The organism is Enterobacter cloacae complex sp. P42RS (genome assembly GCF_014930595.1).
GTDB lineage: Bacteria > Pseudomonadota > Gammaproteobacteria > Enterobacterales > Enterobacteriaceae > Enterobacter > Enterobacter bugandensis.
Genome location: NZ_JADBRK010000001.1, coordinates 199,415 through 217,765, shown reverse-complemented (window position 1 = coordinate 217,765; position 18,351 = coordinate 199,415). Strand labels below are relative to the sequence as shown.

Below are 18,351 nucleotides of genomic sequence, written 5' to 3'. Positions count from 1 at the left end.
GCCTCACATATGCTCGATGCCGTCGGGGATGGTGTAGAACGTCGGATGGCGGTAAACCTTGCTTTCCGCCGGGTCGAAGAACTCGCCGCTCTCTTCTGGCTGGGAGGCCACAATTTCACTCGCCTTCACCACCCAGATAGAACACCCTTCGCTGCGGCGGGTGTAGGCATCACGGGCATTTTCCAGCGCCATGCGATCGTCGGCGGCATGCAGGCTGCCCACATGACGGTGGGATAACCCTTGTTTGCTGCGTACGAACACTTCGTACAGCGGCCAGTAGACATTGCTCATGGTTATTTCCTCTTATGCGGCCTGACGGGTACGTTGTTTTTCGGCGTGCGCCAGCGCGGCTTCCCGCACCCACGCCCCGTCGTCCCAGGCTTTACGTTTCGCGGCCAGACGTTCGTGGTTACAGATGCCGCGCCCGTTAATGACCTCGTCAAACTCCTGCCAGTCGATCTCGCCGAAGCGGTAGTGACCGCTCTCTTCATCGAAACGCAGGTCCGGATCCGGCACCGTCATGCCGAGCATCTCCACCTGCGGCACCGTGTTGTCGACAAAGCGCTGGCGCAGCTCGTCGTTGCCAAAGCGTTTGATTTTCCAGGCCAGGCTGCGGGCGCTGTTCGGCGAGTTGTCGTCGTTCGGCCCGAACATCATCAGCGCCGGCCACCAGAAGCGGTTGATGGCGTCCTGCAGCATCTGACGCTGATCCTCACTGCCCTGCGCCAGCGCCATGCAGGCTTCAAAGCCCTGACGCTGGTGGAAGCTCTCTTCTTTACAGATTTTCACCATCGCCCGGGCATACGGGCCGTAGGAGGTACGGCACAGCGCCACCTGGTTAACGATGGCCGCCCCGTCCACCAGCCAGCCGATCACGCCGATATCGGCCCAGCTCAGGGTCGGATAGTTGAAGATGGAGGAGTATTTCATCTTGCCGTCGAGCATCTTCTGGTAGATATCTTCCCGCGCGCAGCCCAGCGTTTCCGCCGCGCTGTAGAGGTAAAGCCCGTGTCCGGCTTCGTCCTGCACTTTCGCCAGCAGGATCGCTTTTCGGCGCAGCGTCGGCGCGCGGGCTATCCAGTTCCCTTCCGGGAGCATGCCGACAATTTCGGAGTGCGCGTGCTGACCAATCTGGCGGATCAGCGTTTTACGGTAGGCTTCCGGCATCCAGTCCTGAGGCTCAATCGCCGTCTCCTGCGCTATGCGCTGCTCAAACCGTTGTTCTTGCGTCACGTCATCACCTTTATGATTCGTTAGTTTGCAAATCAAAGCGAAATGTTGAATCACTTTGTTTTTTAAAAGTTACACAAAGGTTAAATACAACCCCAAGAATTGTTTCCCGATTTTGTGATGCTGCTCGCAAGGCTTCCACTCCAGGCCTTTTGCAAAGCGCCTTTACGCGACGCGATTCGGCAAGTCAGATCACAACGTTAACAATTCATTAAAAACACAGCTTGATTTTTATGATTCGCGATCAAACTATTAATGGTGAAATCACGAAACATTTGGAGATAAGCGATGCAGCAGTTAGCCAGCTTCTTGTCCGGTACCTGGCAGTCTGGCCGGGGCCGCGAACGCGCGATTCATCACGCCATCAGCGGCGAAGCACTCTGGGAAGTGACCAGCGAAGGGCTGGACATGGCGGCCGCCCGTCGCTATGCCATTGAGCATGGGGGCGAAGCATTGCGCGCCATGACCTTTATTGAACGTGCCGCCATGCTGAAAGCGGTGGCGAAACACCTGCTCGGCGAAAAAGAGGCGTTTTATGCCCTGTCCGCCCAGACGGGCGCGACGAAGGCGGACAGCTGGGTCGATATTGAAGGCGGCATCGGCACCCTCTTCACATACGCCAGCCTGGGCAGCCGCGAGCTGCCGGACGACACGCTGTGGCCGGAAGATGAGCTAATCCCGCTGTCGAAAGAAGGCGGCTTTGCGGCGCGCCACGTTCTGACCTCGAAATCCGGCGTGGCAGTACACATCAACGCCTTCAACTTCCCCTGCTGGGGAATGCTGGAAAAACTCGCGCCGACCTGGCTTGCCGGGATGCCCGCCATCATCAAGCCCGCCACCGCTACCGCGCAGGTGACGCAGGCGATGGTCAAATCCATCGTGGACAGCGGACTGGTGCCGGACGGCGCCATCAGCCTGATTTGCGGCGGCGCGGGCGATCTGCTCGACCAGCTCGACAGCCAGGACGTGGTGACCTTTACCGGCTCCGCCAGCACCGGGCAAAGCCTGCGCGTGCACCCGAATATTGTGGCGAATTCGATACCGTTCACCATGGAAGCCGACTCCCTTAACTGCTGCGTGTTGGGTGAAGACGTCACGCCGGAGCAGCCGGAGTTTGCCCTGTTCATTCGGGAGGTGGTCCGCGAAATGACCGCCAAGGCCGGGCAGAAATGTACCGCCATTCGCCGGATTATCGTCCCGCAAAGCCAGGTTGATGCCGTCAGCCAGGCGCTGATTGCCCGTCTGGAAAAGGTGGTGATGGGCGACCCGGCGCAGGAAGGGGTGAAGATGGGGGCGCTGGTCAACGCTGAACAGCGCGCAGACGTGCAGGAGAAAGTGGATCGGCTGGTCGCCGCAGGCTGCCAGATCCGTCTGGGCGGCAAAGCGGATTTGCAGGCCGCGGGGGCGTTCTTCCCGCCGACCCTGCTGTTCTGCCCGCAGCCGGATGAAACCCCGGCGGTGCACGATACCGAAGCCTTCGGCCCGGTCGCCACGCTGATGCCGTATCGCAGTGCAGAGCACGCCATGCAGCTTGCCCGCGCGGGCGGCGGCAGCCTTGCGGGGACGCTTGTCACCGCAGACCTGAACATTGCCCGCCAGTTTATTGCCGGCGCGGCGCGCGCCCACGGGCGTATTCAGATCCTTAATGAAGAATCATCAAAAGAGTCTACCGGCCACGGCTCCCCGCTTCCTCAGCTAATGCACGGCGGCCCTGGCCGCGCGGGCGGCGGCGAAGAGCTGGGCGGCCTGCGCGCGGTGAAGCACTACCTGCAGCGCACCGCGATTCAGGGTAGCCCGACGATGCTGGCCGCCATCGGCAAACAGTGGGTGCGTGGCGCAGCGGTGCAGGAAGATCGCGTCCATCCGTTCCGTAAATACTTTGAGGAACTGCAGCCGGGCGACAGCCTGCTGACGCCGCGCCGCACGCTGACGGAGGCGGACATCGTCAATTTTGCCTGCCTGAGCGGGGACCACTTCTACGCCCATATGGACAAGATCGGGGCGGCAGAGTCGATCTTTGGCGAACGCGTGGTTCACGGCTACTTCCTGATCTCCGCCGCGGCGGGACTGTTCGTTGATGCAGGCGTCGGGCCGGTGATTGCCAACTACGGCATGGAAAACCTGCGCTTTATCGAGCCGGTCAAGCCGGGCGATACCATCCAGGTGCGTCTGACCTGCAAGCGCAAAACGCTGAAGAAACAGCGTACCGCCGAGGAAAAACCGACCGGCGTGGTGGAATGGGCGGTAGAGATCTTCAACCAGCACCAGCAGGCCGTGGCGCTCTACTCCATTCTGACGCTGGTGGCGCGCCAGCGGGGTGATTTCAGCTAACGTTCTCCCTCATCCTGACCCTCTCCCCAACGGGGAGAGGAGATTGCTCTGCACGACCTGTGATTTATCTCAGCGCCTTTTTTAACCTGGCAAGACCAACAAATAACCTGGCAGATGCAGGCAAACGCTTTTCTCAGGCGCCTGTCAGGATAAGGCTGTCACAACACAATAAACCCTAAAAACACAACAAGATGAGGTCTACGATGGGAAGCAATTCTTCTTTTTCTGCCCGTAGAACGGCACTGGCTATGGCCGTTGCGCTCTGTTGCGCCTGGCAATCCCCTGCTTTCGCCCACGGCAGCGAGGCGCATATGGTCCCGATGGACAAAACACTGCAGGATTTTGGCGCGGACGTTCAGTGGGATGATTACGCACAGATGTTCACCATTGCGAAAGACGGCGCCTTCGTGAAGGTCAAACCGGGCGCAAAGACGGCCATCGTCAACGGTCACCCCCTCAAGCTTGAAGTGCCGGTAGTGATGAAGGACAAAAAAGCCTTTATCTCAGAGACCTTCATCAACGATGTTTTCCAGTCTGGTCTTGACCAGACCTTCCAGGTTGAAAAACGCCCTCACCCGCTAAACGCGCTGACGGCGGACGAAATTAAGCAGGCTGTCGGGGTTGTGAAAGCCTCTGCGGATTTTAAACCCAATACCCGCTTTACCCAGATCGCCCTTGCGGAACCAGAGAAAGCCAAAGTGTGGGACTTTGTGCTCAACGGTACGGCAGTGGACGCCCCTCGCCAGGCAAAGATCGTCATGCTCGACGGCAAGCACGTTATCGAAAGCGTAGTGGACCTGAAGGATAAAAAAATCCTGCTCTGGGAGCCGGTGAAGGACGCGCACGGCATGGTGCTGCTGGATGATTTCACCGCGGTTCAGCAGATCATTAACGAGAGCTCGGAGTTTGCCGAGGTGCTTAAAAAACACGGCATCACCGACCCGAAAAAAGTGATCACCACGCCGCTTACCGTCGGCTACTTCGACGGTAAAGACGGCCTGAAGCAGGAAGATCGCCTGCTTAAGGTGGTGAGCTATCTGGACGTCGGCGACGGCAACTACTGGGCCCACCCGATCGAGAACCTCGTGGCCGTGGTCGATCTTGAGCAGAAAAAAATTCAGAAGATTGAAGAAGGTGCCGTTGTGCCGGTTCCGATGACTCCGCGCCCCTATGACGGCCGCGACCGTGTCGAGACGCCGAAAAAGCCGCTCGACATCATTGAGCCGGAAGGCAAAAACTACACCATTACCGGCGACATGGTGCACTGGCAGAACTGGGATTTCCACCTGAGCCTGGATTCCCGCGTCGGCCCGATGATTTCGACCGTCACTTACAACGACAACGGGAAAAAGCGTCAGGTGATGTATCAGGGATCGCTCGGCGGCATGATTGTCCCGTACGGCGATCCGGACGTGGGCTGGTACTTCAAGGCCTATCTCGACTCCGGCGACTACGGCATGGGCACCCTGACCTCGCCGCTGGTGCGCGGTAAAGACGTGCCGTCCAACGCCGTGATGCTCAACGAAACCATCCCGGACTACACCGGCACGCCGATGGAGATCCCACGCGCGATCGCCATTTTCGAACGCTACGCGGGGCCAGAATATAAACATCAGGAGATGGGCAAGCCGAACGTCAGCGCCGAACGCCGCGAGCTGGTGGTGCGCTGGGTGAGTACCGTGGGCAACTACGATTACATCTTCGACTGGGTGTTCCACGAAAACGGCACCATCGGCATTGACGCCGGTGCAACGGGTATCGAGGCGGTGAAAGGCGTGCAGGCGAAAACCATGCATGACGCCACCGCCAAAGACGACACAAAGTACGGCACGCTGATCGATCATAATATCGTGGGCACCACGCACCAGCACATCTATAACTTCCGTCTTGATATGGACGTGGACGGCATCAACAACAAGCTGGTGGCGATGGATCCGGAGGTGAAGCCGAATACCGCCGGCGGCCCGCGCACCAGCACCATGCAGGTCAATCAGTACGATATTGATACCGAACAGCAGGCGGCGCAGAAGTTTGACCCAGGCACCATCCGACTGCTGAGCAACACCAGCAAGGAGAACCGCATGGGCAACCCGGTCTCGTACCAGATTATCCCTTACGCGGGCGGTACCCATCCGGTGGCGACAGGCGCGAAATTTGCCCCGGACGAGTGGATCTACCATCGTCTGAGCTTTATGGATAAACAGCTGTGGGTGACGCGTTACCACCCGGACGAGCTGTATCCGGAAGGGAAATTCCCTAACCGCTCCATCCACGATACGGGTCTGGGCCAGTACAGCAAGGATAACGAGTCGCTCAACGATCAGGATGACGTGGTCTGGATGACCACCGGCACCACCCACGTCGCACGCGCGGAAGAGTGGCCGATCATGCCGACGGAATGGGTGCATACCCTGCTTAAACCGTGGAACTTCTTCGACGAGACGCCAACGCTCGGGAAGAAGAAAGACGAACAGAAATAAATAACGTACCGGGCACAATGCCCGGTTTTATCCATTTACTTGCTGAATACCTCTCCCCGATTATAGTTATTTCTACTTCATTTTTTTATTTCATTTCGAATCACTTTCAGCCAGGACGCGAATTTTCCACAAGCGACGTAATACATCATTGAGAGGTTTTAGGATGAAATTCAATTTGATCGTCAGGAGTCTTGCTCTGGCTGGACTTGTTATTTCCTTCAGTTCCGCTGCCGCAGAAGCCCCGAAGGACGCCACTGCAGCGACACAGCAAGTCAATAACGCCCTGTTTAATCAGCTTCCCTTCTCCGATAACACCGATTTTACGAATGCCCATAAAGGCTTTATTGCGCCTCTTCCTCAGGACATTATCAAAGGGGAGCAAGGAAATGTTATCTGGAATCCACAACAATATTCGTTTATTAAAGAGGGAGATAAAGCTCCAGAGACTGTTAACCCCAGTTTATGGCGTCAATCTCAGCTGATTAATATAAGCGGCCTGTTTGAAGTAACCGACGGCGTTTATCAGATTCGAAATCTCGACCTGTCGAATATGACCATCATCGAAGGGAAAGAAGGTGTTACCGTGGTTGACCCGCTGGTTTCGGCAGAAACGGCGAAAGTCGGGATGGAGCTCTATTTTAAAAATCGCGGCAAAAAACCCGTAGTCGCCATAATTTATACCCACAGCCACGTGGATCACTATGGCGGTGTGCGCGGCGTGGTGGAAGAAGCTGACGTGAAGTCCGGCAAGGTAAAAATCTACGCCCCGGCCGGTTTTATGGAAGCGGCCGTTGCCGAGAACATCATGGCGGGTAACGTGATGAGCCGCCGCGCCAGCTATATGTATGGCAACCTGCTGAAACCCGATGCTAAAGGCCAGGTGGGTGCCGGTCTCGGGACCACCACCTCCGCCGGGACAGTGACGCTGATTGCCCCGACAAACATCATTGAAAAAGACGGCCAGAAAGAGGTCATAGACGGCCTGACCTATGACTTTATGCTCGCGCCGGGATCCGAAGCACCGTCAGAAATGCTCTGGTATATCGAAGAGAAAAAACTGATTGAATCCGCTGAGGATGTGACCCACACCCTGCATAACACCTACTCGCTGCGCGGGGCCAAAATCCGCGAGCCGCTACCATGGTCGAAATACATCAACCAGGCGATTGTACGCTGGGGTGATAAAGCCGAAATCATCATGGCACAGCACCACTGGCCGACCTGGGGCAACGAAAACGTGGTCAACCTGCTGAAAAGTCAGCGTGACCTCTATCGTTACATTAACGACCAGACCCTGCGTATGGCGAATGAAGGGCTAACGCGGGACGAAATCGCTGCTAACTTCAAGCTCCCGGATTCGCTGGCGCATACCTGGGCTAACCGCGGCTATTACGGTTCGGTGAGCCACGACGTGAAAGCCACCTACGTGCTTTACCTGGGCTGGTTTGACGGCAACCCGGCGACGCTTGACGAACTGCCGCCGGAAGAAGCCGCGAAGAAATTCGTGGAGTATATGGGTGGCGCGGATGCCATACTGAGCAAAGCGAAAACCGACTTCGATCAGGGAAATTACCGCTGGGTAGCGCAGGTGGTGAGCAAAGTGGTCTTTGCCGATCCGAACAACCAGGCTGCACGCAACCTGGAAGCGGATGCGCTTGAACAGCTTGGCTATCAGGCAGAATCCGGCCCGTGGCGTAACTTCTATCTGACCGGAGCGCAGGAGTTGCGTAATGGCGTGGTGAAAGGGCCAACCCCGAATACCGCCAGCCCGGATACCGTACGGGCAATGACCCCGGAGATGTTCTTCGATTATCTTGCCGTACACATCAACGGACAAAAAGCGGGCGATGCCAAATCGGTGTTTAATATTGATCTAGGTAATGATGGCGGGAAATATAAGCTGGAACTGGAAAATGGCGTGCTGAACCATACGGCGAACGCCGAGGCAAAAGATGCTGATGCTACCATCACCCTTAGCCGCGATACGCTGAACAAAATTATCCTCAAAGAGATGACGCTCAAACAGGCGCAAGACAACGGTGATGTGAAAATCGTCGGCGACGGTGCAAAACTCGACACCATGCTCGGTTATATGGATAAATTTGATTTCTGGTTTAACATTGTGACGCCGTAACGATGCATACGTAAGGGCGGCCTGTCCGCCCTTTTCTGCTTAACTTATTCCCTGGACGGGGTAAACAGCGTCAATGGAAAAAAGAAAAAAACCGACACTTGAGCGAGCAACCTGGCCGACGCGCCACGCCATGGTTATGCACGGGCTGGCGATGAACCTGCCCTGGCTGGCTTTCGTCAACATCAGCTTCGCCGTGATGATTCTGCTGCGCCATGTTCTGCTTAACGCCAGCGATCCCCTTTATCCCCACTTGCCGCATATGATGAAAATGGTCGACGCTTCGATGCTCGGCATTATTATCCTCTCGGCTGCACTGATCCTTATGGGCTGGCGGCGCATCGCCGGTATCAGCGTAGTGCTGTGTATCTGTAGCGCTATCTGGTCGATATCATGCTTCTGGTTCATCACCGATTTACTGCTGCCCCACGTCTGGCCGCTGTGCGTTATTTTATTACTCGCTGGGTTAACGGCCCTCTACTTTTACCCTGTGGGGTTGCTCGCCTTCGTGCTCCCGCTCTGGATAACCTTGCCGATTGCAAGCTGGGTACTGAATGATGGCCTTAATCTTCACTTCGTTATCATCTGGAGCGTCTTTTCGCTGATCCTGATCTGCGGGCGCTTCATCCTCTTAAGCTGGTTTGACGAGGCCTGGCGACGTAACCAGCAAAACCAGCTGCTGATCTCACGACTGGATGCGCTGGCGCATCAGGATCCGTTAACCACAACCGCCAACCGCCGGAAGATGGAGGTGGTGCTGGAGAACGCGGTTGAGCAGAAGAAACCGTTCTCGCTGATTATGCTGGATATTGACTATTTCAAACGCTACAACGACACCTACGGTCACCAGGCGGGTGACGAATGTCTGACGCGCGTGGCGCGGGTATTGAAGCAGTCAGTGAGAACGCCCGACGATGTGGTGTCACGCTACGGCGGCGAGGAGTTTGTGGTGATCCTGTTTAACTGCCCGGAAAATATCGCGGAAAAAGTTGCGGTACGCATTCAGGACGGCCTGCGCGCGGAGTCGATACCGCACAGCGCGTCATCCGTCAGCGATCGTGTCACCGTGAGCATGGGGATTGCGGGTATGGTCGAGGGGCTTGCGGGTACCGAGATTATTGCCCGCGCCGATGCGGCGCTGTACCGGGCGAAAGAGGCCGGACGGGATCGGTGGTCGCTGTAAATAAAGCCGGGTGGCGGCTACGCCTTACCCGGCTTGTTTTTTAATACCGCACGCAAACCGACTTGGTTTCGCACCAGCCGTCCAGCCAGTCCGGGCCAAAATCACGTCCGGTGCCGGACTGCTTCATCCCACCGAACGGCAGGTTGGCGTCAATCAGCGTATGGCTGTTCACCCACACGGTGCCCGCCTGCAGCCGGTCGGTGTACTCCAGCGCCTTGCTGATATTCTGCGTCCAGACGCTCGCCGTCAGGCCATATTCGGTGTCGTTTGCCAGCTGGAGCGCCTCTTCTCCGTCGGATACCCGCACCAGGTTGACCACCGGACCAAACACCTCTTCTCGGGTTAACCGCAGCGCGGAATCCGGGTTCACCACCAGCGTAGGCGACACGTAATAGCCTTTGCCCTCCGGACCGCGGTTACCGACGATCAGCTCCGCGTTGCGGGACGTCGCTTCGTCGAGGAAGGTCTGCACCTTATCGCAGTGGGCGCGCGACACCAGCGGGTTGATAAACGCCTCCGGCGACATGCCCGGCCCGACGCTCAGGGATTTCACCGCCTGTTCGAACCCGCTCACCAGCGTGTCAAACAGCGGGGCTTCAATGTAGATGCGCGAGCTCGCCGCGCACACCTGCCCCTGGTTCAGGAAGCTGCCGGTCATTAATCCTTCTATCACCCACGCGGGGTCCGCATCCTTCAGCACGATGGCCGGGTTTTTCCCGCCCAGCTCCAGGGTCACCCCGGTTAGCGTGTCCGCCGCCGCGCGGGCAATCTGCTTACCCGTTGCCGTTGAGCCGGTAAAGCTCACCTTCGCGATATGCGGGTGCGAGGTCAGCGCTGCGCCACACACTGCGCCGCTGCCGGTTACTACGTTGAACACCCCGTCCGGGATGCCCGCTTCGCTGGCCAGCTCCGCCACGCGCAGCAGGGTCAGCGGCGTGGTTTCAGACGGCTTAATGACGATAGAGCAGCCCGCGGCCAGCGCTGGCATCACTTTCCACATCCCGATCATCAGCGGGAAGTTCCAGGGCACAATCCCGGCCACCACACCAACCGGCTCCTTACGCGTCCACGCCTGGTAGCGCGCACCCTGCGGCAGCGGGATGGAAAGATCGAGGGTTTTGCCCGCAATTTTGGTGGTCAGCCCGGCGGTATAGCGCATCCAGTTGAGGGTGCAGCCCACTTCAAAAGCCCGGGAGATGTTAATTGATTTGCCCTGCTCCAGCGTTTCAAGCTGGGCCAGCTCCTCGCCGTGCTGTTCGACCAGATCGGCGAAATGGAGCAGGATCCGCTCGCGCTCAGCCGGCAATTTTCCGGCCCAGCTGCGGGCGACAAAGGCGCGCCAGCCGGACATAACGGCCCGGTCAACGTCATCGACGCTGGCATCGGCGGTCGAGGCAATCACCTCGCCCGTGGCCGGGTTGTAGACGTTCAGCCGTTTTTCGCTGTCCGACGCGGCCTGACGCCCTTCAATCCACAGGCCGTGGTGTCGGTCTAAAAACTGCTGCACGGCAGGCAGAACAGCCACCTGTGATTCAGACATAGGATACTCCTTCGTTATTCTTCGCAGGGTGTTCATCCAGTCTATGTGGGGTTTTGCATTCTCGCTTTTGTCTCTGTGACATTCGCTTTGCCACCTGTGACAGGTGCCGCAAATCGCGATAATCGCCGCTTATATCGCTGTTACCGGTGAGTGTTCTTTCCTATAGTCAGCCTCATAGCTCTGACAAAATGCAACACAAATGCAACAATGCGAAAACGTTGACGGTGCAGCGAGAGAAACGATGGCGTGTGCAAGCGAGCAGGAACAGTATCAGCAGTGGCTGGCGCAGATTAACCAGGTTTGCGGGCGTTTTAACGCCCAGCCCACCGAGGGAAAGTTCTACGGCGAGCTGGAGACCAGCTATGCGCGCAGCCTGAAGCTCAGTACCGTCACCGCAGGCGGCGTTAACCTGTTCCGCTCCCGTCATGAGATTAAGCAGAGTAACGATGCCTGGTTCTATACCGTGTTTCAGCTCGAAGGGAGTGCGGAAATTGAGCAGGATGAGCGTCGCGCGGTGCTCAAAACCGGGGATATCACGCTGATTGACGCCTCTCGTCCCTGCTCGATCAACTGGCAGGAAAAGTCCCGCCAGATTTCGCTGCTGGTTCCCCGTCAGATTATCGAACAGCAGTGCCGCTTTCAGGAGATAAGCTGCGCGCTCGCCCTTTCCCGCACCTTACCCACGGTCCAGCTAAGCCATCGCCTGCTGATGGAAAGTATGAACAACCGCGACCTGAGTGACCGGGAGAGTGAAGCGGCGCTTGAGGCGATGGTCTGCCTGCTGCGCCCCGCGTTCCAGCAGCGCGACGTGATTCAGCCGCGCAAGGAGCGCCAGTTTCAGCACGTTGTGGCGCTGATTGATGACCATATTCAGTCTGAATCGCTGCGTCCGGAATGGATTGCCGCCGAGAGCGGAATGTCCGTACGCAGCCTCTACCGCATGTTTGCCGAGAAGGGGCTGGTGGTGGCGCAGTACATTAAAAACCGTCGTCTGGATCTCTGCGCGCAGGAATTGCAGTCAACCGGCGACGATGAAAAGCTGGCGGGCATTGGCTACAGCTGGGGATTCACCGACCATAGCCACTTTTCAACGGCCTTTAAGCAGCGTTTTGGCGTATCGCCGGGTGAATACCGCAAGCGCTACCGCTAGCTATTTTTTCAGCCACTTACCGTTAATGCCCTTCACGTACTCGCCCGGCTGCGCGCGGGCCACCAGCTTTTGCCCCGCCATTTTCGCCACTTCATCAACCGGCAAATTATTGCTGTCGGCCAGCTTCTGATAGCTCTCCGTGCGCGCTGCGTTAATGCGATTCACCAGCTCCAGCGTTTCGGCATCCTGTTGGATCGGAGCAAGATAGCCGCTCAGGGTTTCCCCCACGCGCCCCTGCGCGCGGGCATCGTTTAAGGTCAGCGCAGCCGCCTGCACGTTTATACTCAGGGCCAGTAAAATCAACGCTAATCGTTTCATGGCATCCTCAGAACAGATCGCTGCGCGATTTCAGCAGGGCTTCAACGTCTTTATCGACCTTGATGTGGATCTCGTGTTCGATTTTGACATTCATATTGATGGTAATCGGCTCCTTTGGCGCAGCGACTTCAATGCGCGGCGTACAGCCGGTCAGTAGCGCGGCAACGGTGAGCGCACCAGCCATCTTTTTCATTGTTGTTCCTCACTTTCCTTGCCAGTCGAACTGCGGAGACCGGGAATCGCCGCGTGTTGCTCAAACCAGGTTTGCAGGTTGTCGCCAAAACGCAGGCTGCGCCACAGGGTAAAGACATTCTCGTCATGGGTGTAGTTCAAATTGACGGAGCTGCTTTTGCCGTCCACGCGGCTGGTCCCCTTGATGGTCGCCTGCATGGTTAATTCACCCAGGTTATCTAAATTGATTCTCGTCCACGACTGCGAAATTTCCATGTAGCGGAGCCAGTTAATCGCTGCGCCCGCGACCATATTATCCTTCACGATGGCGTCTGCCGTATCTTTGTCGATGCGCAGCGTCATTGGCCCCGGGTTGGTCAGCCAGCCATCTTTAATGATCCATTTTTCATTGTCCAGCCAGAACGGCAGCGCCCCGCTCACCGGGCCCGACAGGGTAAACTGCTTCGGGTTGACGGCGCTGATCAGCTCGCTTGAGGAGATATTGTCCACGCGCAGCAGAGCCGGATCGTGCTGCGGCATCCGCAGTTGCTGCATGGTGATCTTCCCGCCGAGCGTTTCTACCTTAACGTTGGTGAGCAGCAGCGGGTTGTCCTCCGTCCAGGGGTAATTCCCCTGCAGGTCCGCGGTAATGTTGCGCGCGGTCACCAGGTTTTCCACTTCGCCAATGCGCAACGTGACCGGGCCGCGCGTGCCCAGGGACCAGGTCCCCTCGCTGAAGCGAAACGGCAGCACAAAATCGACGCCGTTGATCTGGTTGTCCGGCATCCAGGCGCTGCCGGATTTCAGCACGCCGTGTCCGCCCGCCTCAAAGCCCTGATCGGGGGCCGCCGAGAAGGCAACCTGCGCATAGAGTTCACCGTCACGCAGCGTCATTTTCCAGTCCGGCGGAACCAGTGGCTGGAAGACGGTGAGCGACTGTTTCGGCCACCAGGCCTGCCCGCGAAGGCGCACGCCATCCCAGCGTCCGTTCACCTGTACCGGGCCGATGTTGTCCGCATGGAGGTCGCCCTTAAACTGAAAAACAGTCGGGTCGGTACCGTCGACGCTGAAGGTCAGGACCGAGGGCGGCAACACGCTGCCGCCGGAGAACCGGGTTTGCCCGGCATTCAGCGACAGCGCGCCGCTGAATGCGGGTTTTTCGGCATCGCGCAGCCAGCGTACAGGCCGATCCAGCACCAGCCGCGGCTTGCTGACCTCCATGGTGCCGTACTGAAGCTTGTCAAAACCGGTGGAGAGCGCCGTCAACTCAATAAGGTTGTCGCGCCACTCGCCTTTCCCGGCGACATCCCAGCGGGCATGCATCGGCGTAAAGCCGCCTTTTCCCCAGTAGCGCCACTGCCACAGGCCTTTATCAGGTAAAAAGTCGTTGGCCTGACCGTCCAGGTGAAGTTCAAAACCGCCCATCTCGTTTTCATGGGCACGCAGAATAGCCTGCAGACGCCCGTCCACGCCCTTCTGGGTGAGCTTCACGCCCGCCAGCGGCCAGCGGATTTCATCGATATCGAGTGAGTCAATAATGCGCCCGCGCGAGCGGAGCAGCGCGCCGGGCTCAAAAGCAAGCTGCGGTTCATACAGGCTGCCGGTCAGTGTGGCGGGCAATTTGGCGTAAAGAATGAGATCGTTTTGCTTCGCCTCGCCGCTCAGATGCAGCGGCATGTTGCTGTTTTCCATGCTGAGCCTGCCGGGCCCAATGTTCAGTACCGCGTTACCTTTACCCGCATCGCCTTGCGTCAACACGTTCAGTCGTCCGGTCAGGGTGGCTTTCTCCAGCCCCTGCTGCCAGTTGTCGGCGCGAAGGGACACCCGCCCGCTCAGCGGCATACCCGAAAGATCCCAGTTCCAGCGCCCGTCGCTGATGTTCAGCTGTTCCGCCGTGATCTGCCACGGCAGGTCGAGAAGCGGATCGGGGTTATCCCGCGCCATCACCACCAGCTGTCCCTGATTGTCTTCCCAGTCGAGATCGGCATCGACCAGAGACGTTAACTGTGGCACGTTAAAGGTCGCGACCGCGTGGCCTTTCACCGGCACGCCGTCCGGCACCAGCGGCAAAGTGAACTCGCCCACCAGCTTAATCGGCTGCGGCTGGTCAGGGAGCTGAACATCGAACTGGCTGACCGAGAGCGTCTGGCCGCGAAGCGTGCCTTTGATGCTGACCTGTTCGCCTCTGTAAGCGATCTCCTGGCTGGAGGGCGTCAGTGACGCATTGAGCTCGCCCTGCCACTGCTGCCAGGGCGAGAGCGTCAGACGGTGAATGGTGAGCCAGGTATTGGGCAACACAGCCTGCCACTGGGCCAGCGTTTTGGGGGCGACCGTTGAGGGTGCAGACTGGGGAATTTTGCTCAGGCAGACGGTGTTAAGATCCAGCGCACCGATATCCAGTTTCCAGCGGCTCGGATGTGACAGCGTCACGTTATCGATGCGGGCAATTTCGCAGTCTTCCACCAGATAGCGAAGATCGGGGATCACCAGCGCGTGGCGAGTCAGTTTTGGGCTTTCTTCGAAAGCAATGCGCGTCCCGACGGGGAGCCAGATCCCGGCGAGCGTCGGCACCCACTGGGCGAGCGTCATCAGCAGCGTCAGCGGCACCAAAATCAACAGCAGTAAAACCGCAATGGCGGCTTTGTATTTACCCTTCATGGGCAGTTAATGTCCTGATTTTTCGAAAGAATTAAGCCGGCAATGCCGAATATTGTCGCATGTTTGGCGGTTGAGTTGAAGTTAACCCCAAGATAAAGGATAGATGCTGTAAAGAGTATGAGAAAACTTTTTGCTATGCGTAACCTAAAGAACACATTTTAGATTCAGTGGGTTACGCATTATCTCAGACTTAAAAACGGGAAAACACTGCGTAACTAATACCTGTTCCTGGGCATTGCCAATAGGTAGAGCATGGCGAATATCAACGACCCCCAATACACTGAATCGTACCGCCATGGATCAAAATCGATATGTAAAAAACCGCGAACAAACTCATAGCCGTTGGCAAAAACATTAATCTGGATGGCTGCAATCGCTATCACAAACAGCGTATAGGCAATGAACAATGGATATTTACGGAGCCTATTGACCTTGAGTTTTCCAATCAACAGTAAGAAGAAAACCGCAATAGATGCTATAAAATAGTATAAAACAGGCAACATCGGCGCAGATAAGGATAACTCCACTTGTTGCGACATGCATCATTCTCCCTCTTTTCAGAAACTCATCCGGTTCCTAATATCGTCCCATCACATCCGGAAGGATTGCAGTTTTCATACCCTATTGCCATTCTTTCAAGTAATACCGATATGCGTTTTTCGCACCCGTTACCCACTCCGTTTTGCCCAACCTGATTTGAACCGAGTCGCGCCGAAGATTTCTCGTACTAAGAATATCATGGAGTTAGGGTGTATATATGCTCTAGAATAATTGATAGAACTTATTGAATTCAATAATATTTTAGAAATTGTAAGATAATTTTAATCATGCTAACGTGAATGCAAAATCACTGGAGAAAGTCTTATGAAACTCGCGGTATATAGCACAAAGCAGTACGACAAAAAGTATCTGCAACATGTTAACGAAGCTTACGGGTTTGAGCTTGAATTTTTCGACTTTCTGCTGTCCGAAAAAACCGCCAAAACGGCGCACGGCTGTGAAGGCGTCTGCATTTTTGTTAACGATGACGGCAGTCGTCCGGTGCTGGAAGAGTTGAAAAAGCAGGGAGTGAAGTATATCGCCCTGCGCTGCGCCGGCTTCAACAACGTGGATCTCGACGCGGCAAAAGAGCTGGGTCTGAAGGTGGTTCGCGTCCCGGCGTACTCCCCGGAAGCGGTAGCAGAACATGCGATTGGCATGATGATGTCGCTCAACCGTCGTATTCACCGCGCTTATCAGCGTACGCGTGACGCCAACTTCTCGCTGGAAGGGCTGACCGGCTTTACCATGTACGGCAAAACCGCGGGCGTGATCGGCACCGGTAAAATTGGCGTGGCTGCCCTGCGCATTCTGAAAGGCTTCGGCATGCGTCTGCTGGCATTCGATCCGTACCCGAGCGCCGCTGCGCTGGATCTGGGCGTGGAGTACGTCGACCTGCCGACGCTGTTCTCGCAGTCCGACGTGATCTCCCTGCACTGCCCGCTGACGCCGGAAAACTACCACCTGCTTAACCAGGCGGCGTTTGACCAGATGAAAGACGGCGTGATGATCATCAACACCAGCCGCGGCGGTCTGGTGGATTCTCAGGCCGCTATCGAAGCGCTGAAAACCCAGAAGATTGGCGCGCTGGGGATGGACGTGTATGAGAACGAGCGCGATCTGTTCTTTGAGGACAAGTCTAATGACGTCATCCAGGACGACGTGTTCCGTCGCCTCTCAGCCTGCCATAACGTGCTGTTTACCGGACACCAGGCGTTTCTGACCGCCGAAGCGCTGATCAGCATTTCGGAAACCACGCTGGGGAATCTTCAGCAGTTAGAAAAGGGTGAACCGTGCCCTAACGAACTGGCTTAACTGCGACGCCGGGTGGGGCTAAGCCTCATCCGGCGCGTTTGTTTCCCAGCTTCGGTGAGCAACGCGCCACCAGAGCAGGACGGCGGCCAGCGCAATCGCGCTCAGGACACTGAATGCCGTCGCAAACGAGTAATGACCGGCGATAGTGCCGGTTAACGCCGGGCTCATGGCTGCCCCCACTCCCTGCATCAGCATCACCACACTCTGCCCGGCATTAACGTGCCCGCTTCCGCGCAGCAGCACCACAATAAACGACGGTACGACGACACCCAGGATCCCGGCGGCGAGACCGTCGAGAATTTGTACCGGGATCATCATTAACGGCGCGTCGGTCGATGCCGCCAGCGCCGCGCGCACCGGCATAACCAGCAGCGCCAGCATAATTAAGCGCCAGTAGCCGTAGCGTTCTATTCGGCCTGCAACCCAGATGGCAACGGGGATCATCACCGCCTGCGAGATGATGACGGTGCCTGCCGCGTACAGGCCAGGGTTGATCGAGGCGGGTGCCGCGGCCACCCTCATGCTCAGCATCGGCAGCAGTGCGGCATTCGCCAGGTGGAACAGCAGTAGCGTCAGTCCGGTCACAAACAGCGCCCGGTTTTTAATCAGCACCGCGAAGCCGGGGACAGGAACGCTACCTGAGGATGAAAGCCCTCGCGCCGCATCGTTATCAATGTCCCCGTTGCGGATGGCAAGCAGCGCGCAGAGCGTCAGCAGCGTCGTGCAGGTCATCAGCAGGAAAATCCCCCCGACGCCCCAGTACCAGGCAATGCCGCCTGCTATCACTGCGGTGACAAAATTGCCGCCGTGATTAAACGCCTCATTTTTGCCCATCTGCGCGCTGAACCCGCGCTGGCCGGTCAGGCCCAGCGTAATCCCGGCGATGAGCGGCCCGACAAACGCCGCGCAGATGCCGGTGACCATTTGTGAGACGGCAACAACGTTGGTCTGCTGGCTAAACCAGAGCAGCAGCGTACTCAGGGTGATCAAAGTGCAGAGCAGCGCCAGCACGGCGCGTTTGTTCCGCGAAGTGTCAGTAATTACCCCCGCCGGGAGCGTAGCCAGCAATCCCGCCAGCCCACCGGCAGTCATCAGGATGCCGATATCATCGGGGCTCCAGTGGCGTTCTGTCAGAAAGATACCGAGAAAAGGACCAAGGCCATCACGGACATCCGCAATGAAAAAACATGTCAGGCATAACGCCCGCAGCGAACGAAGAGACATACTTCCTGCCTGTAAATTATCCGGCTCGCGTTTCGCGATGACCCGCGTCCAGACGCTCGTACAATAAAGTTTAAAATGTAG

Annotated in this window: 14 protein-coding genes; 6 read left to right on the top strand and 8 right to left on the bottom strand. The window is 57.2% G+C overall.

Annotation, left to right across the window (positions count from 1 at the left end; translation table 11 throughout):
- Positions 1-3: 3 nt before the first annotated feature.
- Entirely contained in the window at positions 4-291 is a 288-nt protein-coding gene (gene paaB / locus IM314_RS01025; protein WP_003857353.1) for a 1,2-phenylacetyl-CoA epoxidase subunit PaaB, read from the bottom strand.
- Between the two features lie 12 nt (positions 292-303).
- Complete coding sequence (gene paaA, locus IM314_RS01020; protein ID WP_041910193.1) at positions 304-1,233, bottom strand: 1,2-phenylacetyl-CoA epoxidase subunit PaaA; 930 nt, start codon at positions 1,231-1,233, stop codon at positions 304-306.
- A 285-nt stretch (positions 1,234-1,518) separates the two neighbouring features.
- On the opposite strand from paaA, the gene paaZ reads away from it, so the two are divergent.
- The 4 genes from paaZ (at position 1,519) to IM314_RS01000 (ending at position 9,355) form a co-directional block, all read left to right on the top strand.
- Positions 1,519-3,561 carry a phenylacetic acid degradation bifunctional protein PaaZ gene (paaZ, locus tag IM314_RS01015; RefSeq protein WP_041910195.1) on the top strand — a complete coding sequence of 681 codons (2,043 nt, stop codon included), beginning with the start codon at positions 1,519-1,521 and terminating at the stop codon, positions 3,559-3,561.
- Between the two features lie 203 nt (positions 3,562-3,764).
- The gene (gene tynA, locus IM314_RS01010; RefSeq protein WP_193358293.1) at positions 3,765-6,041 is read left to right on the top strand and encodes a primary-amine oxidase; all 2,277 of its coding nucleotides are present in this window, start codon (positions 3,765-3,767) and stop codon (positions 6,039-6,041) included.
- Between the two features lie 163 nt (positions 6,042-6,204).
- Positions 6,205-8,175, top strand: a complete 1,971-nt coding sequence (locus tag IM314_RS01005) for an alkyl/aryl-sulfatase (protein ID WP_193358294.1) — start codon at positions 6,205-6,207, stop codon at positions 8,173-8,175.
- Between the two features lie 73 nt (positions 8,176-8,248).
- Positions 8,249-9,355, top strand: coding sequence for a GGDEF domain-containing protein (locus tag IM314_RS01000; RefSeq protein ID WP_047365295.1), 1,107 nt, complete (start codon positions 8,249-8,251; stop codon positions 9,353-9,355).
- Between the two features lie 40 nt (positions 9,356-9,395).
- On the opposite strand, the gene IM314_RS00995 is transcribed toward IM314_RS01000, so the two are convergent.
- Positions 9,396-10,895, bottom strand: coding sequence for an aldehyde dehydrogenase family protein (locus IM314_RS00995; RefSeq protein WP_193358295.1), 1,500 nt, complete (start codon positions 10,893-10,895; stop codon positions 9,396-9,398).
- A 241-nt stretch (positions 10,896-11,136) separates the two neighbouring features.
- Here IM314_RS00995 and feaR point away from each other — a divergent pair, with 241 nt between their 5' ends.
- On the top strand, positions 11,137-12,045 hold the full coding sequence (feaR, locus tag IM314_RS00990) for a transcriptional regulator FeaR (protein WP_193358360.1): 909 nt from the start codon (positions 11,137-11,139) through the stop codon (positions 12,043-12,045).
- On the opposite strand, the gene IM314_RS00985 is transcribed toward feaR, so the two are convergent.
- From IM314_RS00985 to IM314_RS00970, 4 genes are all read right to left on the bottom strand, one after another.
- Positions 12,046-12,363: a YdbL family protein gene (locus IM314_RS00985; protein ID WP_028013020.1), complete on the bottom strand. Its 318-nt coding sequence runs from the start codon at positions 12,361-12,363 to the stop codon at positions 12,046-12,048.
- A gap of 7 nt (positions 12,364-12,370) precedes the next feature.
- Positions 12,371-12,556 (bottom strand): YnbE family lipoprotein, encoded by a 186-nt coding sequence (locus IM314_RS00980; protein ID WP_028013019.1) that lies wholly within the window; start codon positions 12,554-12,556, stop codon positions 12,371-12,373.
- Entirely contained in the window at positions 12,553-15,192 is a 2,640-nt protein-coding gene (locus IM314_RS00975) for a YdbH family protein (RefSeq protein ID WP_193358296.1), read from the bottom strand. The genes IM314_RS00980 and IM314_RS00975 overlap by 4 nt, the downstream gene beginning before the upstream one ends.
- 215 nt (positions 15,193-15,407) lie before the next feature.
- Complete coding sequence (locus IM314_RS00970; RefSeq protein ID WP_047365301.1) at positions 15,408-15,731, bottom strand: hypothetical protein; 324 nt, start codon at positions 15,729-15,731, stop codon at positions 15,408-15,410.
- 325 nt (positions 15,732-16,056) lie between these two features.
- On the opposite strand from IM314_RS00970, the gene IM314_RS00965 reads away from it, so the two are divergent.
- A complete protein-coding gene (locus IM314_RS00965) occupies positions 16,057-17,046 on the top strand; it encodes a 2-hydroxyacid dehydrogenase (protein WP_028013015.1) in 990 nt (329 codons plus the stop codon).
- A gap of 18 nt (positions 17,047-17,064) precedes the next feature.
- On the opposite strand, the gene IM314_RS00960 is transcribed toward IM314_RS00965, so the two are convergent.
- Entirely contained in the window at positions 17,065-18,270 is a 1,206-nt protein-coding gene (locus IM314_RS00960) for an MFS transporter (RefSeq protein WP_193358297.1), read from the bottom strand.
- Positions 18,271-18,351 lie beyond the last annotated feature (81 nt).

Coding starts and splice junctions, on each gene's coding strand:
- paaB (WP_003857353.1), bottom strand. CDS start 291: ATGAGCAATGTCTACTGGCCGCTGTACGAAGTGTTCGTACGCAGCAAA.
- paaZ (WP_041910195.1), top strand. CDS start 1,519: ATGCAGCAGTTAGCCAGCTTCTTGTCCGGTACCTGGCAGTCTGGCCGG.
- tynA (WP_193358293.1), top strand. CDS start 3,765: ATGGGAAGCAATTCTTCTTTTTCTGCCCGTAGAACGGCACTGGCTATG.
- IM314_RS01005 (WP_193358294.1), top strand. CDS start 6,205: ATGAAATTCAATTTGATCGTCAGGAGTCTTGCTCTGGCTGGACTTGTT.
- IM314_RS01000 (WP_047365295.1), top strand. CDS start 8,249: ATGGAAAAAAGAAAAAAACCGACACTTGAGCGAGCAACCTGGCCGACG.
- IM314_RS00995 (WP_193358295.1), bottom strand. CDS start 10,895: ATGTCTGAATCACAGGTGGCTGTTCTGCCTGCCGTGCAGCAGTTTTTA.
- feaR (WP_193358360.1), top strand. CDS start 11,137: ATGGCGTGTGCAAGCGAGCAGGAACAGTATCAGCAGTGGCTGGCGCAG.
- IM314_RS00985 (WP_028013020.1), bottom strand. CDS start 12,363: ATGAAACGATTAGCGTTGATTTTACTGGCCCTGAGTATAAACGTGCAG.
- IM314_RS00980 (WP_028013019.1), bottom strand. CDS start 12,556: ATGAAAAAGATGGCTGGTGCGCTCACCGTTGCCGCGCTACTGACCGGC.
- IM314_RS00975 (WP_193358296.1), bottom strand. CDS start 15,192: ATGAAGGGTAAATACAAAGCCGCCATTGCGGTTTTACTGCTGTTGATT.
- IM314_RS00970 (WP_047365301.1), bottom strand. CDS start 15,731: ATGTCGCAACAAGTGGAGTTATCCTTATCTGCGCCGATGTTGCCTGTT.
- IM314_RS00965 (WP_028013015.1), top strand. CDS start 16,057: ATGAAACTCGCGGTATATAGCACAAAGCAGTACGACAAAAAGTATCTG.
- IM314_RS00960 (WP_193358297.1), bottom strand. CDS start 18,270: ATGTCTCTTCGTTCGCTGCGGGCGTTATGCCTGACATGTTTTTTCATT.